The 12869-nt window shown below is 52.6% G+C and carries 14 protein-coding genes and 1 pseudogene; 6 read left to right on the top strand and 9 right to left on the bottom strand.

Annotated elements, in window-relative coordinates:
• Window positions 1-20: 20 nt before the first annotated feature.
• The 5 genes from pdxY to anmK all read right to left on the bottom strand — a co-directional run bounded on the left by pdxY (window position 21) and on the right by anmK (window position 4601).
• Window positions 21-881 (bottom strand): pyridoxal kinase PdxY, encoded by an 861-nt coding sequence (pdxY, locus tag ACVXHP_RS03905; protein WP_304698368.1) that lies wholly within the window; start codon window positions 879-881, stop codon window positions 21-23.
• 64 nt (window positions 882-945) lie between these two features.
• Window positions 946-2220, bottom strand: a complete 1275-nt coding sequence (gene tyrS / locus ACVXHP_RS03900) for a tyrosine--tRNA ligase (RefSeq protein ID WP_032939770.1) — start codon at window positions 2218-2220, stop codon at window positions 946-948.
• 126 nt (window positions 2221-2346) lie between these two features.
• Window positions 2347-3003 carry a pyridoxamine 5'-phosphate oxidase gene (gene pdxH, locus ACVXHP_RS03895; RefSeq protein WP_038640396.1) on the bottom strand — a complete coding sequence of 219 codons (657 nt, stop codon included), beginning with the start codon at window positions 3001-3003 and terminating at the stop codon, window positions 2347-2349.
• Window positions 3004-3062: 59 nt separating this feature from the next.
• A complete protein-coding gene (mliC, locus tag ACVXHP_RS03890) occupies window positions 3063-3386 on the bottom strand; it encodes a C-type lysozyme inhibitor (protein ID WP_200006526.1) in 324 nt (107 codons plus the stop codon).
• Window positions 3387-3479: 93 nt separating this feature from the next.
• Window positions 3480-4601: an anhydro-N-acetylmuramic acid kinase gene (gene anmK, locus ACVXHP_RS03885; RefSeq protein ID WP_200006527.1), complete on the bottom strand. Its 1122-nt coding sequence runs from the start codon at window positions 4599-4601 to the stop codon at window positions 3480-3482.
• A 273-nt stretch (window positions 4602-4874) separates the two neighbouring features.
• Here anmK and slyB point away from each other — a divergent pair, with 273 nt between their 5' ends.
• The gene (gene slyB, locus ACVXHP_RS03880; RefSeq protein ID WP_003029175.1) at window positions 4875-5342 is read left to right on the top strand and encodes an outer membrane lipoprotein SlyB; all 468 of its coding nucleotides are present in this window, start codon (window positions 4875-4877) and stop codon (window positions 5340-5342) included.
• Window positions 5343-5388: 46 nt separating this feature from the next.
• On the opposite strand, the gene slyA is transcribed toward slyB, so the two are convergent.
• Window positions 5389-5829, bottom strand: coding sequence for a transcriptional regulator SlyA (gene slyA / locus ACVXHP_RS03875; RefSeq protein WP_019076732.1), 441 nt, complete (start codon window positions 5827-5829; stop codon window positions 5389-5391).
• Between the two features lie 192 nt (window positions 5830-6021).
• On the opposite strand from slyA, the gene ACVXHP_RS03870 reads away from it, so the two are divergent.
• The 3 genes and pseudogenes from ACVXHP_RS03870 to ACVXHP_RS03860 all read left to right on the top strand — a co-directional run bounded on the left by ACVXHP_RS03870 (window position 6022) and on the right by ACVXHP_RS03860 (window position 9161).
• Window positions 6022-6258, top strand: a complete 237-nt coding sequence (locus ACVXHP_RS03870; protein ID WP_200006528.1) for a DUF1656 domain-containing protein — start codon at window positions 6022-6024, stop codon at window positions 6256-6258.
• A gap of 2 nt (window positions 6259-6260) precedes the next feature.
• The gene (locus tag ACVXHP_RS03865; RefSeq protein WP_038640386.1) at window positions 6261-7124 is read left to right on the top strand and encodes an efflux RND transporter periplasmic adaptor subunit; all 864 of its coding nucleotides are present in this window, start codon (window positions 6261-6263) and stop codon (window positions 7122-7124) included.
• Window positions 7121-9161, top strand: a pseudogene (locus ACVXHP_RS03860) (FUSC family protein). The gene ACVXHP_RS03865 and the pseudogene ACVXHP_RS03860 overlap by 4 nt, the downstream one beginning before the upstream one ends.
• Here the strand turns inward: ACVXHP_RS03860 and sodC are convergent.
• The 3 genes from sodC to ACVXHP_RS03845 form a co-directional block, all read right to left on the bottom strand.
• A complete protein-coding gene (gene sodC / locus ACVXHP_RS03855; RefSeq protein WP_038640384.1) occupies window positions 9137-9661 on the bottom strand; it encodes a superoxide dismutase [Cu-Zn] SodC in 525 nt (174 codons plus the stop codon). The pseudogene ACVXHP_RS03860 and the gene sodC sit on opposite strands and share 25 nt — an antisense overlap.
• Window positions 9662-9742: 81 nt before the next feature.
• Window positions 9743-10639: an aldo/keto reductase gene (locus tag ACVXHP_RS03850; RefSeq protein WP_316129355.1), complete on the bottom strand. Its 897-nt coding sequence runs from the start codon at window positions 10637-10639 to the stop codon at window positions 9743-9745.
• A gap of 49 nt (window positions 10640-10688) precedes the next feature.
• On the bottom strand, window positions 10689-10928 hold the full coding sequence (locus ACVXHP_RS03845) for a DUF1289 domain-containing protein (RefSeq protein WP_137360092.1): 240 nt from the start codon (window positions 10926-10928) through the stop codon (window positions 10689-10691).
• A gap of 100 nt (window positions 10929-11028) precedes the next feature.
• Between ACVXHP_RS03845 and ACVXHP_RS03840 the strand changes: the two genes are divergently transcribed.
• Both ACVXHP_RS03840 and nemA read left to right on the top strand, forming a co-directional pair.
• Complete coding sequence (locus ACVXHP_RS03840) at window positions 11029-11628, top strand: TetR/AcrR family transcriptional regulator (RefSeq protein WP_447571146.1); 600 nt, start codon at window positions 11029-11031, stop codon at window positions 11626-11628.
• A gap of 54 nt (window positions 11629-11682) precedes the next feature.
• On the top strand, window positions 11683-12780 hold the full coding sequence (gene nemA, locus ACVXHP_RS03835; RefSeq protein WP_447570886.1) for an N-ethylmaleimide reductase: 1098 nt from the start codon (window positions 11683-11685) through the stop codon (window positions 12778-12780).
• Window positions 12781-12869 lie beyond the last annotated feature (89 nt).

Below are 12869 nucleotides of genomic sequence, written 5' to 3'. Positions count from 1 at the left end.
TGAGCGCCATCGGGCATTGATTACAGCTGCGTCGCACTAAAGTAGTGCTCAGGCTTCGCGATACGATCCTGAGCGGCCACCACCTGCAACTCATACTCATGCATTTCTTTAGTGGCGATCATCACTTCATACACTGCCGCAGTCACATGCTCAAGCGCCTGCTGTAAAGACGCGCCCTGCAGCAGTTTCACCAGCAACAAGCCGCTGGTAACATCACCCACGCCAACCGGTTGACGAGCGCCAAAATCGACTAATGGGCGGCTGATATGCCACGCCTGTTGCGCAGTGACCAACAGCATCTCGAAACGATCGGTGCTAATACCTGCGCGGGCCAGATGCTTCACCAGCACAATTTCTGGCCCCTGAGCAATCAGCTCACGGGCAGCTGCCACCGCTTCAGTCACATTGTGAACCGCGTGTTCGCACAGGATTTCCAGCTCCACCAGATTCGGGGCAATAATATCGCTGGCGGGAAGCGCATGACGCACATGAAATTCCGCCACGCCAGGCGCGACGATACACCCTTTCTCCGGATGTCCCATCACGGGGTCACAAAAGTATTTTGCCCGCGGATTGGCCGCTTTCACTTGGCGCACAATACCCAGAATATGCTCACCCTGCTCTGCTGAGCCAAGATAGCCGCTCAGTACTGCGTCACAGGTCTGGAGTTTATCGATATCGGCAATGCCCTGCACAATTTCAGTCAGATGGCTCGGTGGCATAACGCAACCGGTCCATTTGCCGTACTGTGTGTGGTTAGAAAACTGCACGGTATTCAGCGGCCAGACATTTGCGCCAAGACGACGCATCGGAAACTCTGCCGCGCTGTTGCCCGCATGACCAAAAACAACGTGGGACTGGATGGCGAGGATATTTTTCATTTTACTTACCACAACCCTGAAAAAATAAAGGGGCGTAGTTTCCCACGCCCCTGCTAGCTAAATCTTACTTCCAGCAAATCAGACAATAGTTCTTCTTGCCACGGCGCAATAAGGTGTAGCGCCCGAACAGGATATCACTCTCCTGGAAGAAATATTCCGGATCGGATTGCTTCTCACCGTTGATGGTCACCGCGTTAGACGCAATGGTCTTACGCGCCTGGCCGCGAGACGGTTGCAGTTCGGAGTCCACCAGCGCCTGCATCAGATCCGCACCTTTCTCCATCTCAATCATCGGCACGCCATCCTGCGCCAGCTGTTCGAAATCCGCTTCGCTCAAATCGCTCAGGTTGCCGTTGAACAGGCTTTCGGTAATACGTTTTGCCGCAACCAGACCTTCTTCACCGTGAACCAGACGCGTAACCTGCTCAGCCAGAACATACTGGGCTCGCGGTGCTTTACCACTGTTCTTATCTTCTTCTTCCAGCGCATTGATCTCTTCAATGTCCATGAACGTGAAGAATTTCAGGAAGCGATAAACGTCCGCATCGGCGGTGTTGATCCAGAACTGGTAGAATTTGTACGGACTGGTTTTCTTCGGATCCAGCCACACGGCGCCGCCTTCAGTCTTACCAAATTTAGTGCCATCCGCTTTGGTGATCAGCGGAACGGTCAAACCAAATACCTGATTCTGGTGCAGACGGCGGGTCAAATCGATACCGGAGGTAATGTTACCCCACTGGTCAGAACCACCAATCTGCAGCGCCACGCCGTGCAGTTTATTCAGACAGGCAAAGTCATAACCCTGCAGCAGATTGTAAGAAAACTCGGTAAAGGAGATCCCCTGATCGTCACGGTTCAGACGTTGCTTAACCGCTTCTTTGTTGATCATCTGGTTAACAGAGAAGTGTTTGCCGATATCACGCAGGAAAGTCAGTACATTCATACCGCCAAACCAGTCGTAGTTGTTCGCAGCAATCGCCGAGTTGTCGCCACAGTCGAAATCGAGGAACGGTGCAACCTGCTTGCGGATTTTATCCACCCACTCCTGCACGGTGTCTTCGGTATTCAGTTTACGCTCGGCGGCTTTAAAGCTCGGGTCACCAATCAGACCGGTCGCGCCACCTACCAGTGCAACAGGCTTATGGCCTGCCTGCTGGAAGCGTTTCAGGCATAACAATGGAACCAGATGCCCCAAATGCAAGCTGTCAGCGGTAGGATCGAAGCCGCAATAGAGCGCGATCGGGCCTTGCGCCAGTCGCTCTGCTAACGCTTCCTCGTCCGTCACCTGGGCCACCAGCCCCCGCTCTTGCAATTGTTTAATCAAGTTACTGCTTGCCATCAAAATCTCCATGTATAAAACGACTGCACCTTTGCCGGTACACGACTTTTCGCCTGATGCGAAAGAAACATAGAATAAAGCGCCGGATTGATCAGCACCAGCGCTTAAAACAAGAATTTTGCATCTTTAGGGGGCCAGACGATCAATTTTCCACGCGTTATCTTCACGTTGGTATAAAAAACGATCGTGCAGACGATTTTCACCGCCCTGCCAAAACTCCATTTGTTCAATACTCACGCGAAAGCCGCCCCAGAAACTGGGCAACGGAACTTCCCCTTGCTGAAACTTCTGCTTCAGCTCAAGGAATTTACTTTCAAGAATGCCGCGAGCAGAGATCCGGCTGGACTGTTTAGATACCCAGGCGCCAATCTGGCTGTCGCGTGGGCGACTGTGGAAGTACTTCACCACCTCAAGCGTGGAAAGACGCTCAGCCTTACCGATCACCATCACCTGCCGTTCCAGGGTATGCCATGGGAACAACAGGCTGATACGAGGGTTCTTCTCGATTTGATGTGCCTTGCGGCTACCGAGGTTGGTATAGAAAACCAGCCCTTTGTCATCATAATGTTTGAGCAACACGATGCGCTGATACGGCTGACCGTTTTCATCGACGGTCGCAACAACCATAGCAGTAGGGTCTGCCAGTTTGGCATCACAAGCTTGCCCCAGCCAACGCTCAAACAGCGCAAGGGGCTCGGCGGGAAGATCGTGGCGGCGAAGACCGCCTTTCGTGTATTCACGGCGCAGATGCGCGATTTGCTGCAATTCGTCGTTATCAGACATGATGTTTGGCTACGGATTGTCAGTGGGTGACGCTATTGTGCGCCGCCCAGGTGAAAATCTCAACGCTTCGGGTTCTGTAACTGACAGTTATTTAGCACTATTCTGTCTCGTTTATAGACCGTTGCCTCGTCGCCTTTAGACCAGAAGACGTAAATACCATCGGTATAACGCGCGCCCGATGCCGACACGCCCTGTTTGAGGTTCAATAGCTGATTATCATAAACAAAACTCGCCTCCTGGCGGGTATTGTTCAGCTTGACGGTAAGCGGTTTCTCGTCACAACGGTATTCGAGCGTATCCGTTTGCATACGCTCGACAAATTGGTTGTACACGCTGCACCCGCTAAGCATTACCGGCAGACACACTAATAACAGTTTTTTCATAACCCTATCCTGAAGACTTTCCTGGTCCCGGAGGGTGATGGTACCCTCCCTAATATCCCTAGTTTACCGGCATACCGCGCTGAATAATTTCAGTTAACTCTGAGTTCGTGGATTGGCAGGATAAATCGCCCCTAACACGCTCGGCCCTGACGCCCCGGTCACAGAAGGTAAATTTCCCGGTAATCCGGCCAGCGTTCGCCACGCCAGCCAGGCAAAGGCTAACGCTTCCATATCGTCGCCGCTAATCCCTGCTTCATCGGTAGAGGTGACTTCGGTACCTGGTAATAATGCCGCCAGACGCATCATCAGTAGCGGATTACGACTTCCACCGCCGCAGACCATGAGTCGATCACAGCCTCCGCTTAACAGGACCTGCTCTGAAATAGTGACGGCCGTCAGTTCGGCAAGCGTCGCCTGTACATCTCGTGGGCTAATTCCCGGGAACTGCGCCAGATGACGCTCTATCCAGCCGTAATTGAAATACTCACGTCCTGTGCTCTTGGGCGCAGGCGCGGAAAAATAAGGGTCGTTAAGCATATTTTGCAGTAACGGCAGGACCACCGTTCCTGAAATGGCCCACTGTGCATCTTTGTCGTAGGGTTGACCGCATTGTCGCCAGATCCAGGCATCCATCAGCATATTGCCCGGCCCGGTGTCGTATCCGCGAACGGGTTGTTGCGGAATAAGCAGAGATAAATTGGCAATGCCGCCGATGTTCAGCACCATCCGCCGTTCCGTGGGATGGGCCAACAGTGCCTGATGAAATGCAGGAACGAGCGGCGCGCCCTGCCCACCGAGCGCGATATCGCGTCGACGAAAATCGCCGACTACGGTAATCCCGGTACGCGCGACAATCTGGTTGTTATCCCCAATTTGTAGCGTGTGCGGCGCAGCGCCGTTCGGTTCATGCCACACGGTTTGTCCGTGGCAACCAATCGCCACGATATCCTGCGGTTTCAGTTTTTCCTGCGCCAGCAGCGCATTTACCGCCTCGGCAAAAAGATAACCCAGTTGCGCGTCCAGTTGACCAAACTGAGAAAGCGTAAGCTGCTGCCCCTGGCAGATATCAAGAATCGCCTGTTTTACATGAATGGGGATAGGCCAGGTCAGACTCGCCTGCTGTGCAACCATCGTTTCATCTATTGTCGCCAGCACAACATCGACGCCATCAAGGCTGGTTCCAGACATAACACCGATAAAACGGCCCGATTTCATACGTCATCCTTTTAAGCAAATTAGCCTTGACACTCAACCATAAAGTGCAGACTAATGCCATGCTTCCTGAATGATTTTTGAGAGTAAATCATGCCAATGGTCGCTTAATTACATCAATTACATGAATGATTCGTTTATACTCGGTTGATCCGATTTCGGTTAAGATTTTCATATTGTGCCAGTGGAACATGTGACCTTAGGCTCACAAATGCCATATAATTTAACCATGATGGGGCTTTATTAGCGTTCCGTGGTGATAAAGGAGATTTATAAATGATTAAACGTGTGCTGATTGTTTCATTAATGGGCGTATCTTTGGCGGGCTGCGTGAACAATGATAGCCTTTCAGGCGACGTATATACCGCTTCCGAAGCGAAACAAGTTCAGAACGTTACCTACGGTACGATTGTTCATGTTCGTCCGGTGCAAATCCAGGGTGGCGATGACGCAAACGTAATTGGCGCTATCGGTGGTGCGGTGCTCGGCGGGTTCCTGGGTAACACCGTCGGCGGCGGTACGGGTCGTTCATTAGCGACGGCTGCAGGCGCAGTTGCCGGTGGCGTCGCGGGCCAGGGCGTGCAAGGCGCGATGAATAAAACCCAGGGTGTCGAACTGGAAATCCGTAAAGATGATGGTAATACCATCATGGTGGTTCAGAAACAGGGCGCGACCAAATTCTCTGCTGGTCAGCGCGTGGTTATGGCGAACAACGGCAGCCAGGTTACCGTGTCTCCACGTTAATCGAATTTACGTGTGGTCAGGCTCTGGCCACACGTCATCTCTCGTCTCAGCCCTGCGACTGCAGTTCAATAATATTGTGTTCCAGTCTGGCGACTAGTTTAATCAGCAGATCAATTTCCTCAGCTGAAATCCCTTCCAGAATCTCTCCACGTGTCTTGTTGATAACCGCTTCCATGTCTGCGATCAGTGGTTCGGCTTTCTCAGTCAGTTTAATTCTCTTTGCCCGACGATCGCTGGCGCAAGTCTGTCGTGAAATGAGTCCCTTTTCTTCCAACTGGTCGAGCGTACGCACCAGCGAAGGCTGTTCAATGCCAATCGCTTTAGCCAACTGGATCTGCGATTGATCCGGTGGCAATTGATGAATGTTGTGCAGCGTAACCCAATGCGTCTGCGTCAACTCCAGAGGTTTCAGGCGATGGTCAATCAGAGCACGCCAAATGCGCACCAACCGTGCCAGATCAGAACCTAATGGCGATTCCAATTTCATCTCCTTATAATTAGCTTGCTAAGTTATTGTACTGATTTTAGAATAGTGTGCAGCATTTATATTCTCAAAACAAATGTATTGCCAAATTTGCTTACCGGTTGACATTTTTTCAGACATTATGTGTTACAGAGACTCATCGTCTCTTTTTTGCTAAACCTATAGCAATGCTCTCTTCCGTCAAGGATTTTGCCCGTGAAGTTTATGTTTAATGCAACAGGATTGCCCCTACAAGATTTAATGATCGGTGCATCTGTCTACTTTCCTCCCATTTTCAAGGCGTTTGTCGCAGGGTTTATTCTCTGGTTGGTTGTTCATCGCCTACTGCGCGACTGGATTTATTCCGGTGAAATCTGGCATCCCCTGTTGATGGATCTGTCTCTCTTTACGCTTTGCGTAGGTCTGGCCTTTGTTATGCTGATTGTGTGGTGATTATGTCGCTAAAAACCATTAAATACTTCTCAACCATTATAGTCGCTGCAATCGCAGTTTTTGCCGGATGGTGGATGTGGAATTACTATATGCAATCGCCCTGGACACGTGATGGCAAAGTGCGTGCAGAGCAGGTCAGCATCACACCACAGGTTTCGGGCAGCATTAATGAACTCAATATAAAAGATAACCAGTTCGTGAATAAAGGTGATGTCCTGTTTACTATCGACAAGACGCCGTTTCACATTGCTGAACTGAATGCGCAGGCACAGCTGGCAAAAGCACAGTCCGATCTGGCAAAGGCTAATAACGAAGCCAATCGCCGCCGTCATTTATCGCAAAATTATATCTCAGCCGAAGATCTGGATACCGCCAACCTCAACGTAAAAGCGATGCAGGCAAGCGTTGAAGCAGCCGAAGCCAGTTTGCGCCAGGCGCAATGGCAATTGTCGCAAACGGTGGTCAAAGCGCCCGTAGCGGGCTGGGTCACTAACCTTTCAACCCGCACCGGCGACTACGCCTCAACCGGTAAGCCGCTGTTTGCTCTTGTCGACAGCCACTCTTTTTATGTGATGGGGTATTTTGAAGAAACCAAGTTGCGTCACATACGCGAGGGCGCACCGGCGTTAATTACGCTCTACAGTGGTAACGTTAAGTTACAGGGTCACGTCTCCAGCATCGGTCGCGCGATTTATGACCAAAGTGTAGAAAGCGATTCCGGCCTGATTCCTGACATCAAGCCAAACGTGCCGTGGGTACGTCTGGCACAGCGTGTCCCTGTGCGCATCGAATTTGACGCTTTGCCGCAGGATGTCACGCTGGTTTCCGGTACCACCTGTAGCGTCTCCATCGGCCAGCGTAAATGAAACTGCCCCGACTGACGCCAGGCAATTGGCCATGGTTTAAAGCCACGCCAGCACAATGGCGTTATGCGCTGCGTAATACCATTGCAATGTGTCTGGCGTTAACCTTCGCCTATTATCTGAATCTGGATGAACCCTATTGGGCGATGACCTCCGCGGCGGTGGTGAGTTTCCCAACCGTCGGCGGGGTCATCAGCAAAAGCCTGGGCCGTGTAGCCGGTAGTTTACTTGGCGCGACAGCCGCACTGATTATTGCCGGTCATACCCTCAATGAACCGTGGCTATTTTTGCTGAGCATGTCAGTCTGGATCGGCTTTTGTACCTGGGCCTGCGCGCACTTTACGAATAACGTCGCCTACGCCTTTCAACTGGCGGGTTACACGGCGGCGATCATCGCGTTTCCCATGGTCAATACCATCGAGATTACGCAGTTATGGGATATCGCGCAGGCCCGCGTATGCGAGGTCATTGTCGGTATCTTGTGCGGGGGTATGATGATGATGATCCTACCCAGCACCTCCGATGGCACCACGTTGCTTACGGCACTGAAAAACATGCATGCGCGTTTGCTGGAACATGCCAGTTTGCTCTGGCAACCGGAGACAACAGATGCCATCCGCACGGCACATGAAGATGTTATCGGTCAGATTCTGACCATGAACCTGTTGCGTATACAGGCGTTCTGGAGTCACTACCGCTTTCGCCGCCAAAATGCCTTACTCAATTCGCTGTTACATCAGCAGCTACGTATGACCAGCGTGATTTCCAGCCTGCGCAGAATGCTGCTGAACTGGCCTAATCCTCCAGCCAATACCCGCGATATCATTGAGCAATTGCTCGCCGCGCTGGTCAAATCCAATACCGACAGCTATACCGTCGCGCGTATTATCGCCCCACTGCGACCCGTCGATGCCCGCTATTATCGACACGTCGCCTTCTGGCAACGGCTGCGCTATTTTTGCCGCCTCTACTTACGCAGCAGCCATTACCTGCATTTGCTGGATAATGGCGTTACCGCCGAACGTATCAATGTTGCCCGCACGCCAGGACTTGCCCGCCATACCGATAATGCGGAAGCTATCTGGAGCGGGTTGCGCACGTTCTGCACTTTGATGCTTATCGGCGCATGGAGCATTAGCGCACAATGGGAATCAGGATCTGGCGCACTCACGCTCGCGGCCATCAGCAGCGTGTTGTATTCCGCCGTTGCCACGCCCTTCAAATCACTTTCCTTATTAATGCGTACGTTGGTTCTGCTGTCGCTGTTTAGCTTTGTGGTCAAATTTGGTTTAATGGTACAAATTACTGACCTCTGGCAGTTTATCCTGTTTCTCTTCCCGCTCCTCGCCACCATGCAGCTGTTAAAGCTACAAATGCCTGCGCTGGCGGGGCTTTGGGGGCAGCTTATCGTATTTATGGGATCGTTCATCGCGGTGACGAATCCCCCGGTATACGACTTTGCTGATTTTCTGAATGACAATTTGGCGAAAATCACCGGCGTGGCACTGTCATGGCTGGCTTTTGCCATTCTACGGCCCGGATCGGATGCGCGGAAAAGCCGCCGTCATATACGCGCCCTGCGTCGGGATTTTGTCGATCAGCTCAGCCGACATCCTGCACTCAGTGAGAATGAATTTGAGTCGTTGACCTATCATCACGTCAGCCAACTGAGTAACAGTCAGGATGCGTTGGCGAGGCGTTGGTTATTACGTTGGGGGGTAGTCTTGCTGAACTGCTCGCATGTGGTGTGGCAACTACGTACCTGGGAGGCGCGCTCGGATCCGTTGGCTCGCGTCAGGGACGTGTGCATCGCGTTGCTACGCGACGTGATGAGTGAGCGCGGCGTCCAACAACGACCGTTGAATGCCACGCTAAGCGAGCTACAGCGTATCTGCGATACGCTCGCCCACCATCACCAACCTGCTGCGCAGGAGCTGTCGGCTCTCATCTGGCGGCTGCACTGCTCGCTGTCACAGCTTGAACAAGCGCCACCGCCGGGTACGCTAAGCGGCTGATTATTTAATAACGCCACAGGCGTAGCGCGCTCCGCCACCGCCAAGTGGTTTCGGTTGATCGGACATATTATCGCCGCCCACATGAATCATCAGCGCCTTACCTTTCACCTCATCCAGGGATTTAAGCCGCGGCGCAACGACCGGTGTTGTGGCGTTACCGTCGTTATTCACCACCAGCAGCGGCAGGTCACCCATGTGACCTGCACCTTCTGGGCCTTCGTGTTTACCTGTTTGGTGAGGATCGTAATGCCCTCCCGCTGATTCCGCCGCTGAAGCCTTCCCGTCTTTAATCGCCGGTTGGCAACTACCGTTAGCATGCACATGGAAACCATGTTCACCCGGCGGCAACGCTTTCAAATCGGGGGTAAATTCCAGCCCTTTCCCGGTTTCAGTAATTGAGACAGTACCAATCGCCTGGCCGACGCCTTGCGACGTCACCAGATTCATCGTGACTTTTTCTTCACTGGCAGCCTGCGCACCTGCACAGGCCAGTAAGGTAATAATGGCTAAACTCAAACGCTTCATAAGACCTCCGTCTAAAAGGTGTCTGATTGATAAGTGTAAACCAGTGACACAAATTTGAACGGTGAAGCGCCAAAAACGCGATTAAGGTACGTCGTAACCCAGCGCGGCTTTACGAATGCGGAACCATTGTTGGCGAGACATGCTCAGCGCTTCAGACTCAATGGCGGCACGTACACGCTCGATTTTACCCGAACCAATAATCGGCAGCGGTTGCGAAGGCAGACGTAAGATCCAGGCGTACACCACCTGCTCAATGGACTGTGCGTTCAACTCTTCTGCGATCGTGGCCAGTTCATTGCGCAGCGGCTGGAAGGCATCGTCATTAAACAGACGACCGCCTCCGAGGCAGGACCAGGCCATCGGACGGATACGCAGTTGTTGCAGTTGATCTAACGTGCCATCCAGCAGGAGTGGCTGATGTACCGGTGAAATCTCAACCTGGTTAGTCGCCAGAGTGAACGGCAGACGCGATTGCAGCAGCGAAAACTGCGCCGGGGTGAAGTTAGAGACGCCAAAGTGACGCACTTTGCCGCTATGGTGTAATTTTTTAAACGCGTCAGCCACATCGTCTGCATCCATTAGCGGGTCGGGACGATGGATCAGCAGCAGATCAATATGATCGGTCGCCAACAGCTTCAACGACTGTTCCGCGCTGGCAATAATATGGTCGCTGTCGGTTATGTAGTGCCCGAGCGCATTTTCCTGGCGCGCCGTCGTAGCGATCCCGCATTTGGTGACAATCTGCATTTTCTCACGCAAATGCGGAGCCAGCTTCATCGCCTCGCCAAACGCAGCTTCACACTGGTATCCGCCGTAAATATCGGCGTGATCGACGGTGGTAACGCCGAGGTCAAGATGCTCTTCAATAAAGCTGACTAACTGACGCGCGGACATATTCCAGTCCATCAGGCGCCAGTAACCCATCACAAAGCGAGAAAATTCAGGGCCTTGCGGCGCAATAGTAATACGCTGAACCATAGCAGCTTCCTTATAAATGAATGTGCATCGAGTATACGCAATTACGCTTTTAAAAGAGTGAAGGTTGTTGCGGTTCTTCCGGTGGGTTGGGTTTGTTTGCACGTAATTTACGCATCAGGCGCTGACGACAAAGACGCAGCACGTCCTGCTTTTCGGCATCGCTCATTTTTTGCCAGTTAAAACGCTCATCCCGGCTACGAAAACAGCCACGGCAAAAGCCGCGATCGTCAGACTGACATATACCACGGCATGGGCTCTGGACGGGGAAAAACTCCAGCTGTTCTGCCACATCCCCTCCTTTAGTAAGATTGATATACCTATTGAAGACGTTAACTGAATTTCTCGCAAGCGCTATTGCATTAGACCGACTGGTCTATTATGCTTCTTCCATGAACAAAGTTACTGAACACGATACACGCGAACATCTTCTGGCGACTGGCGAGCTGCTGTGCATGCAGCGCGGCTTCACCGGCATGGGCTTGAGTGAGCTACTGAAAACCGCTGAAGTGCCTAAGGGTTCGTTTTATCACTATTTTCGCTCAAAAGAAGCGTTCGGTGTCGCGATGCTGGAACGCCACTATGCGGCTTATCATCTGCGACTGGCTACGCATTTTGATATGGGGGCGGGAAACTACCGCGACAGGATCCTGGCCTACTATCAGGAAACCCTGAATCAGTTTAGCCAGCACGGCATTATTAGCGGCTGTTTAACCGTAAAACTGTCTGCCGAAGTGTGCGATCTGTCAGAGGATATGCGTACAGCGATGGATAAAGGCGCGCGACACATTATTGCGCTGTTGGCGCTGGCGCTGGAGAAAGGTCAGGCCAATCATTGTCTGTCTTTCGTCGGCGAGCCATTACAACAGGCACAGGTTCTGTATGCGCTGTGGCTGGGCGCCAATCTGCAGGCCAAGATTTCGCGTAGCGCCACGCCGCTGGAAAATGCGCTGGCGCACGTTAAAACCATCATTACAACGCCTGCCGTTTAACAGGCTTTTTTATTTCTTTTAATACTAGACGACCGGTCTATTCAGGAGTACTACATGTCATCTGAAAAACTGTTTTCCCCACTGAAAGTGGGTGCCATTACGGCCGCAAACCGCGTTTTTATGGCGCCATTGACGCGTCTGCGCAGCATTGAGCCTGGCGACATCCCTACTCCGCTGATGACCGAGTATTATCGTCAACGCGCCAGCGCGGGACTCATCATCAGTGAAGCGACACAGATTTCCGCCCAGGCGAAAGGTTATGCCGGAGCGCCGGGGCTACACAGCGAAGCACAGATTGCCGCATGGAAGAAAATCACCGCAGCCGTCCATGCTGAGCACGGTCATATTGCTGTCCAGTTGTGGCACACCGGGCGCATCTCCCACGCCAGCCTGCAGCCAAACGGCCAGGCCCCGGTAGCACCTTCCGCGATTAGCGCCGGTACCCGCACATCACTTCGCGATGAAAACGGTCTGGCGACGCGTGCCGATACCTCAATGCCGCGCGCACTCGAAACGGAAGAAATTCCGGGTATTGTTAATGATTTCCGTCAGGCAATTGCTAACGCGCGTGAAGCGGGTTTCGACATGGTAGAACTCCACTCCGCCCACGGCTACCTGCTGCACCAGTTCCTGTCGCCAACCTCTAACCAGCGCACCGATCAATACGGCGGTAGCGTCGAGAATCGTGCGCGTCTGGTACTGGAAGTTGTCGATGCCGGTATCAAAGAATGGGGTGCCGATCGCATTGGTATTCGCGTCTCTCCGATTGGCTCTTTCCAGAACGTCGACAACGGTCCGAATGAAGAAGCCGACGCGCTGTATCTGATCGAACAGTTGGGCAAGCGCGGCATCGCTTATCTGCATATGTCTGAGCCGGACTGGGCCGGTGGTGAGCCGTATTCCGACGCGTTCCGCGAGAAAGTGCGCGCACGTTTCCACGGTCCGATCATTGGCGCGGGCGCTTACACGCCTGAAAAAGCCGAAACGCTGATCGAGAAAGGTCTGATCGACGCCGTTGCTTTTGGTCGCGCTTATATCGCTAACCCGGATCTGGTGGCGCGTCTGCAACATAAAGCGGAGCTGAACCCACAGCGTGCCGAAAGCTTCTACGGCGGCGGCGCGGAAGGTTACACCGATTACCCGACCCTCTAACGTCACAATCTCCGTTCTGCCATTGATAGCGGCGTAACAACGCCGCTATACTAAAACAACATTTTGAATGTATTAGCCATTTTCGAAGG

Source organism: Citrobacter freundii complex sp. 2025EL-00176, from assembly GCF_053309355.1.
This window is presented reverse-complemented; position numbering and strand designations above follow the sequence as displayed.

Coding starts and splice junctions, on each gene's coding strand:
- slyA (WP_019076732.1), bottom strand. CDS start 5,829: ATGAAATTGGAATCGCCATTAGGTTCTGATCTGGCACGGTTGGTGCGC.
- tyrS (WP_032939770.1), bottom strand. CDS start 2,220: ATGGCAAGCAGTAACTTGATTAAACAATTGCAAGAGCGGGGGCTGGTG.
- anmK (WP_200006527.1), bottom strand. CDS start 4,601: ATGAAATCGGGCCGTTTTATCGGTGTTATGTCTGGAACCAGCCTTGAT.
- ACVXHP_RS03840 (WP_447571146.1), top strand. CDS start 11,029: ATGAACAAAGTTACTGAACACGATACACGCGAACATCTTCTGGCGACT.
- mliC (WP_200006526.1), bottom strand. CDS start 3,386: ATGAAAAAACTGTTATTAGTGTGTCTGCCGGTAATGCTTAGCGGGTGC.
- ACVXHP_RS03850 (WP_316129355.1), bottom strand. CDS start 10,639: ATGGTTCAGCGTATTACTATTGCGCCGCAAGGCCCTGAATTTTCTCGC.
- pdxY (WP_304698368.1), bottom strand. CDS start 881: ATGAAAAATATCCTCGCCATCCAGTCCCACGTTGTTTTTGGTCATGCG.
- pdxH (WP_038640396.1), bottom strand. CDS start 3,003: ATGTCTGATAACGACGAATTGCAGCAAATCGCGCATCTGCGCCGTGAA.
- slyB (WP_003029175.1), top strand. CDS start 4,875: ATGATTAAACGTGTGCTGATTGTTTCATTAATGGGCGTATCTTTGGCG.
- ACVXHP_RS03865 (WP_038640386.1), top strand. CDS start 6,261: ATGTCGCTAAAAACCATTAAATACTTCTCAACCATTATAGTCGCTGCA.
- nemA (WP_447570886.1), top strand. CDS start 11,683: ATGTCATCTGAAAAACTGTTTTCCCCACTGAAAGTGGGTGCCATTACG.
- sodC (WP_038640384.1), bottom strand. CDS start 9,661: ATGAAGCGTTTGAGTTTAGCCATTATTACCTTACTGGCCTGTGCAGGT.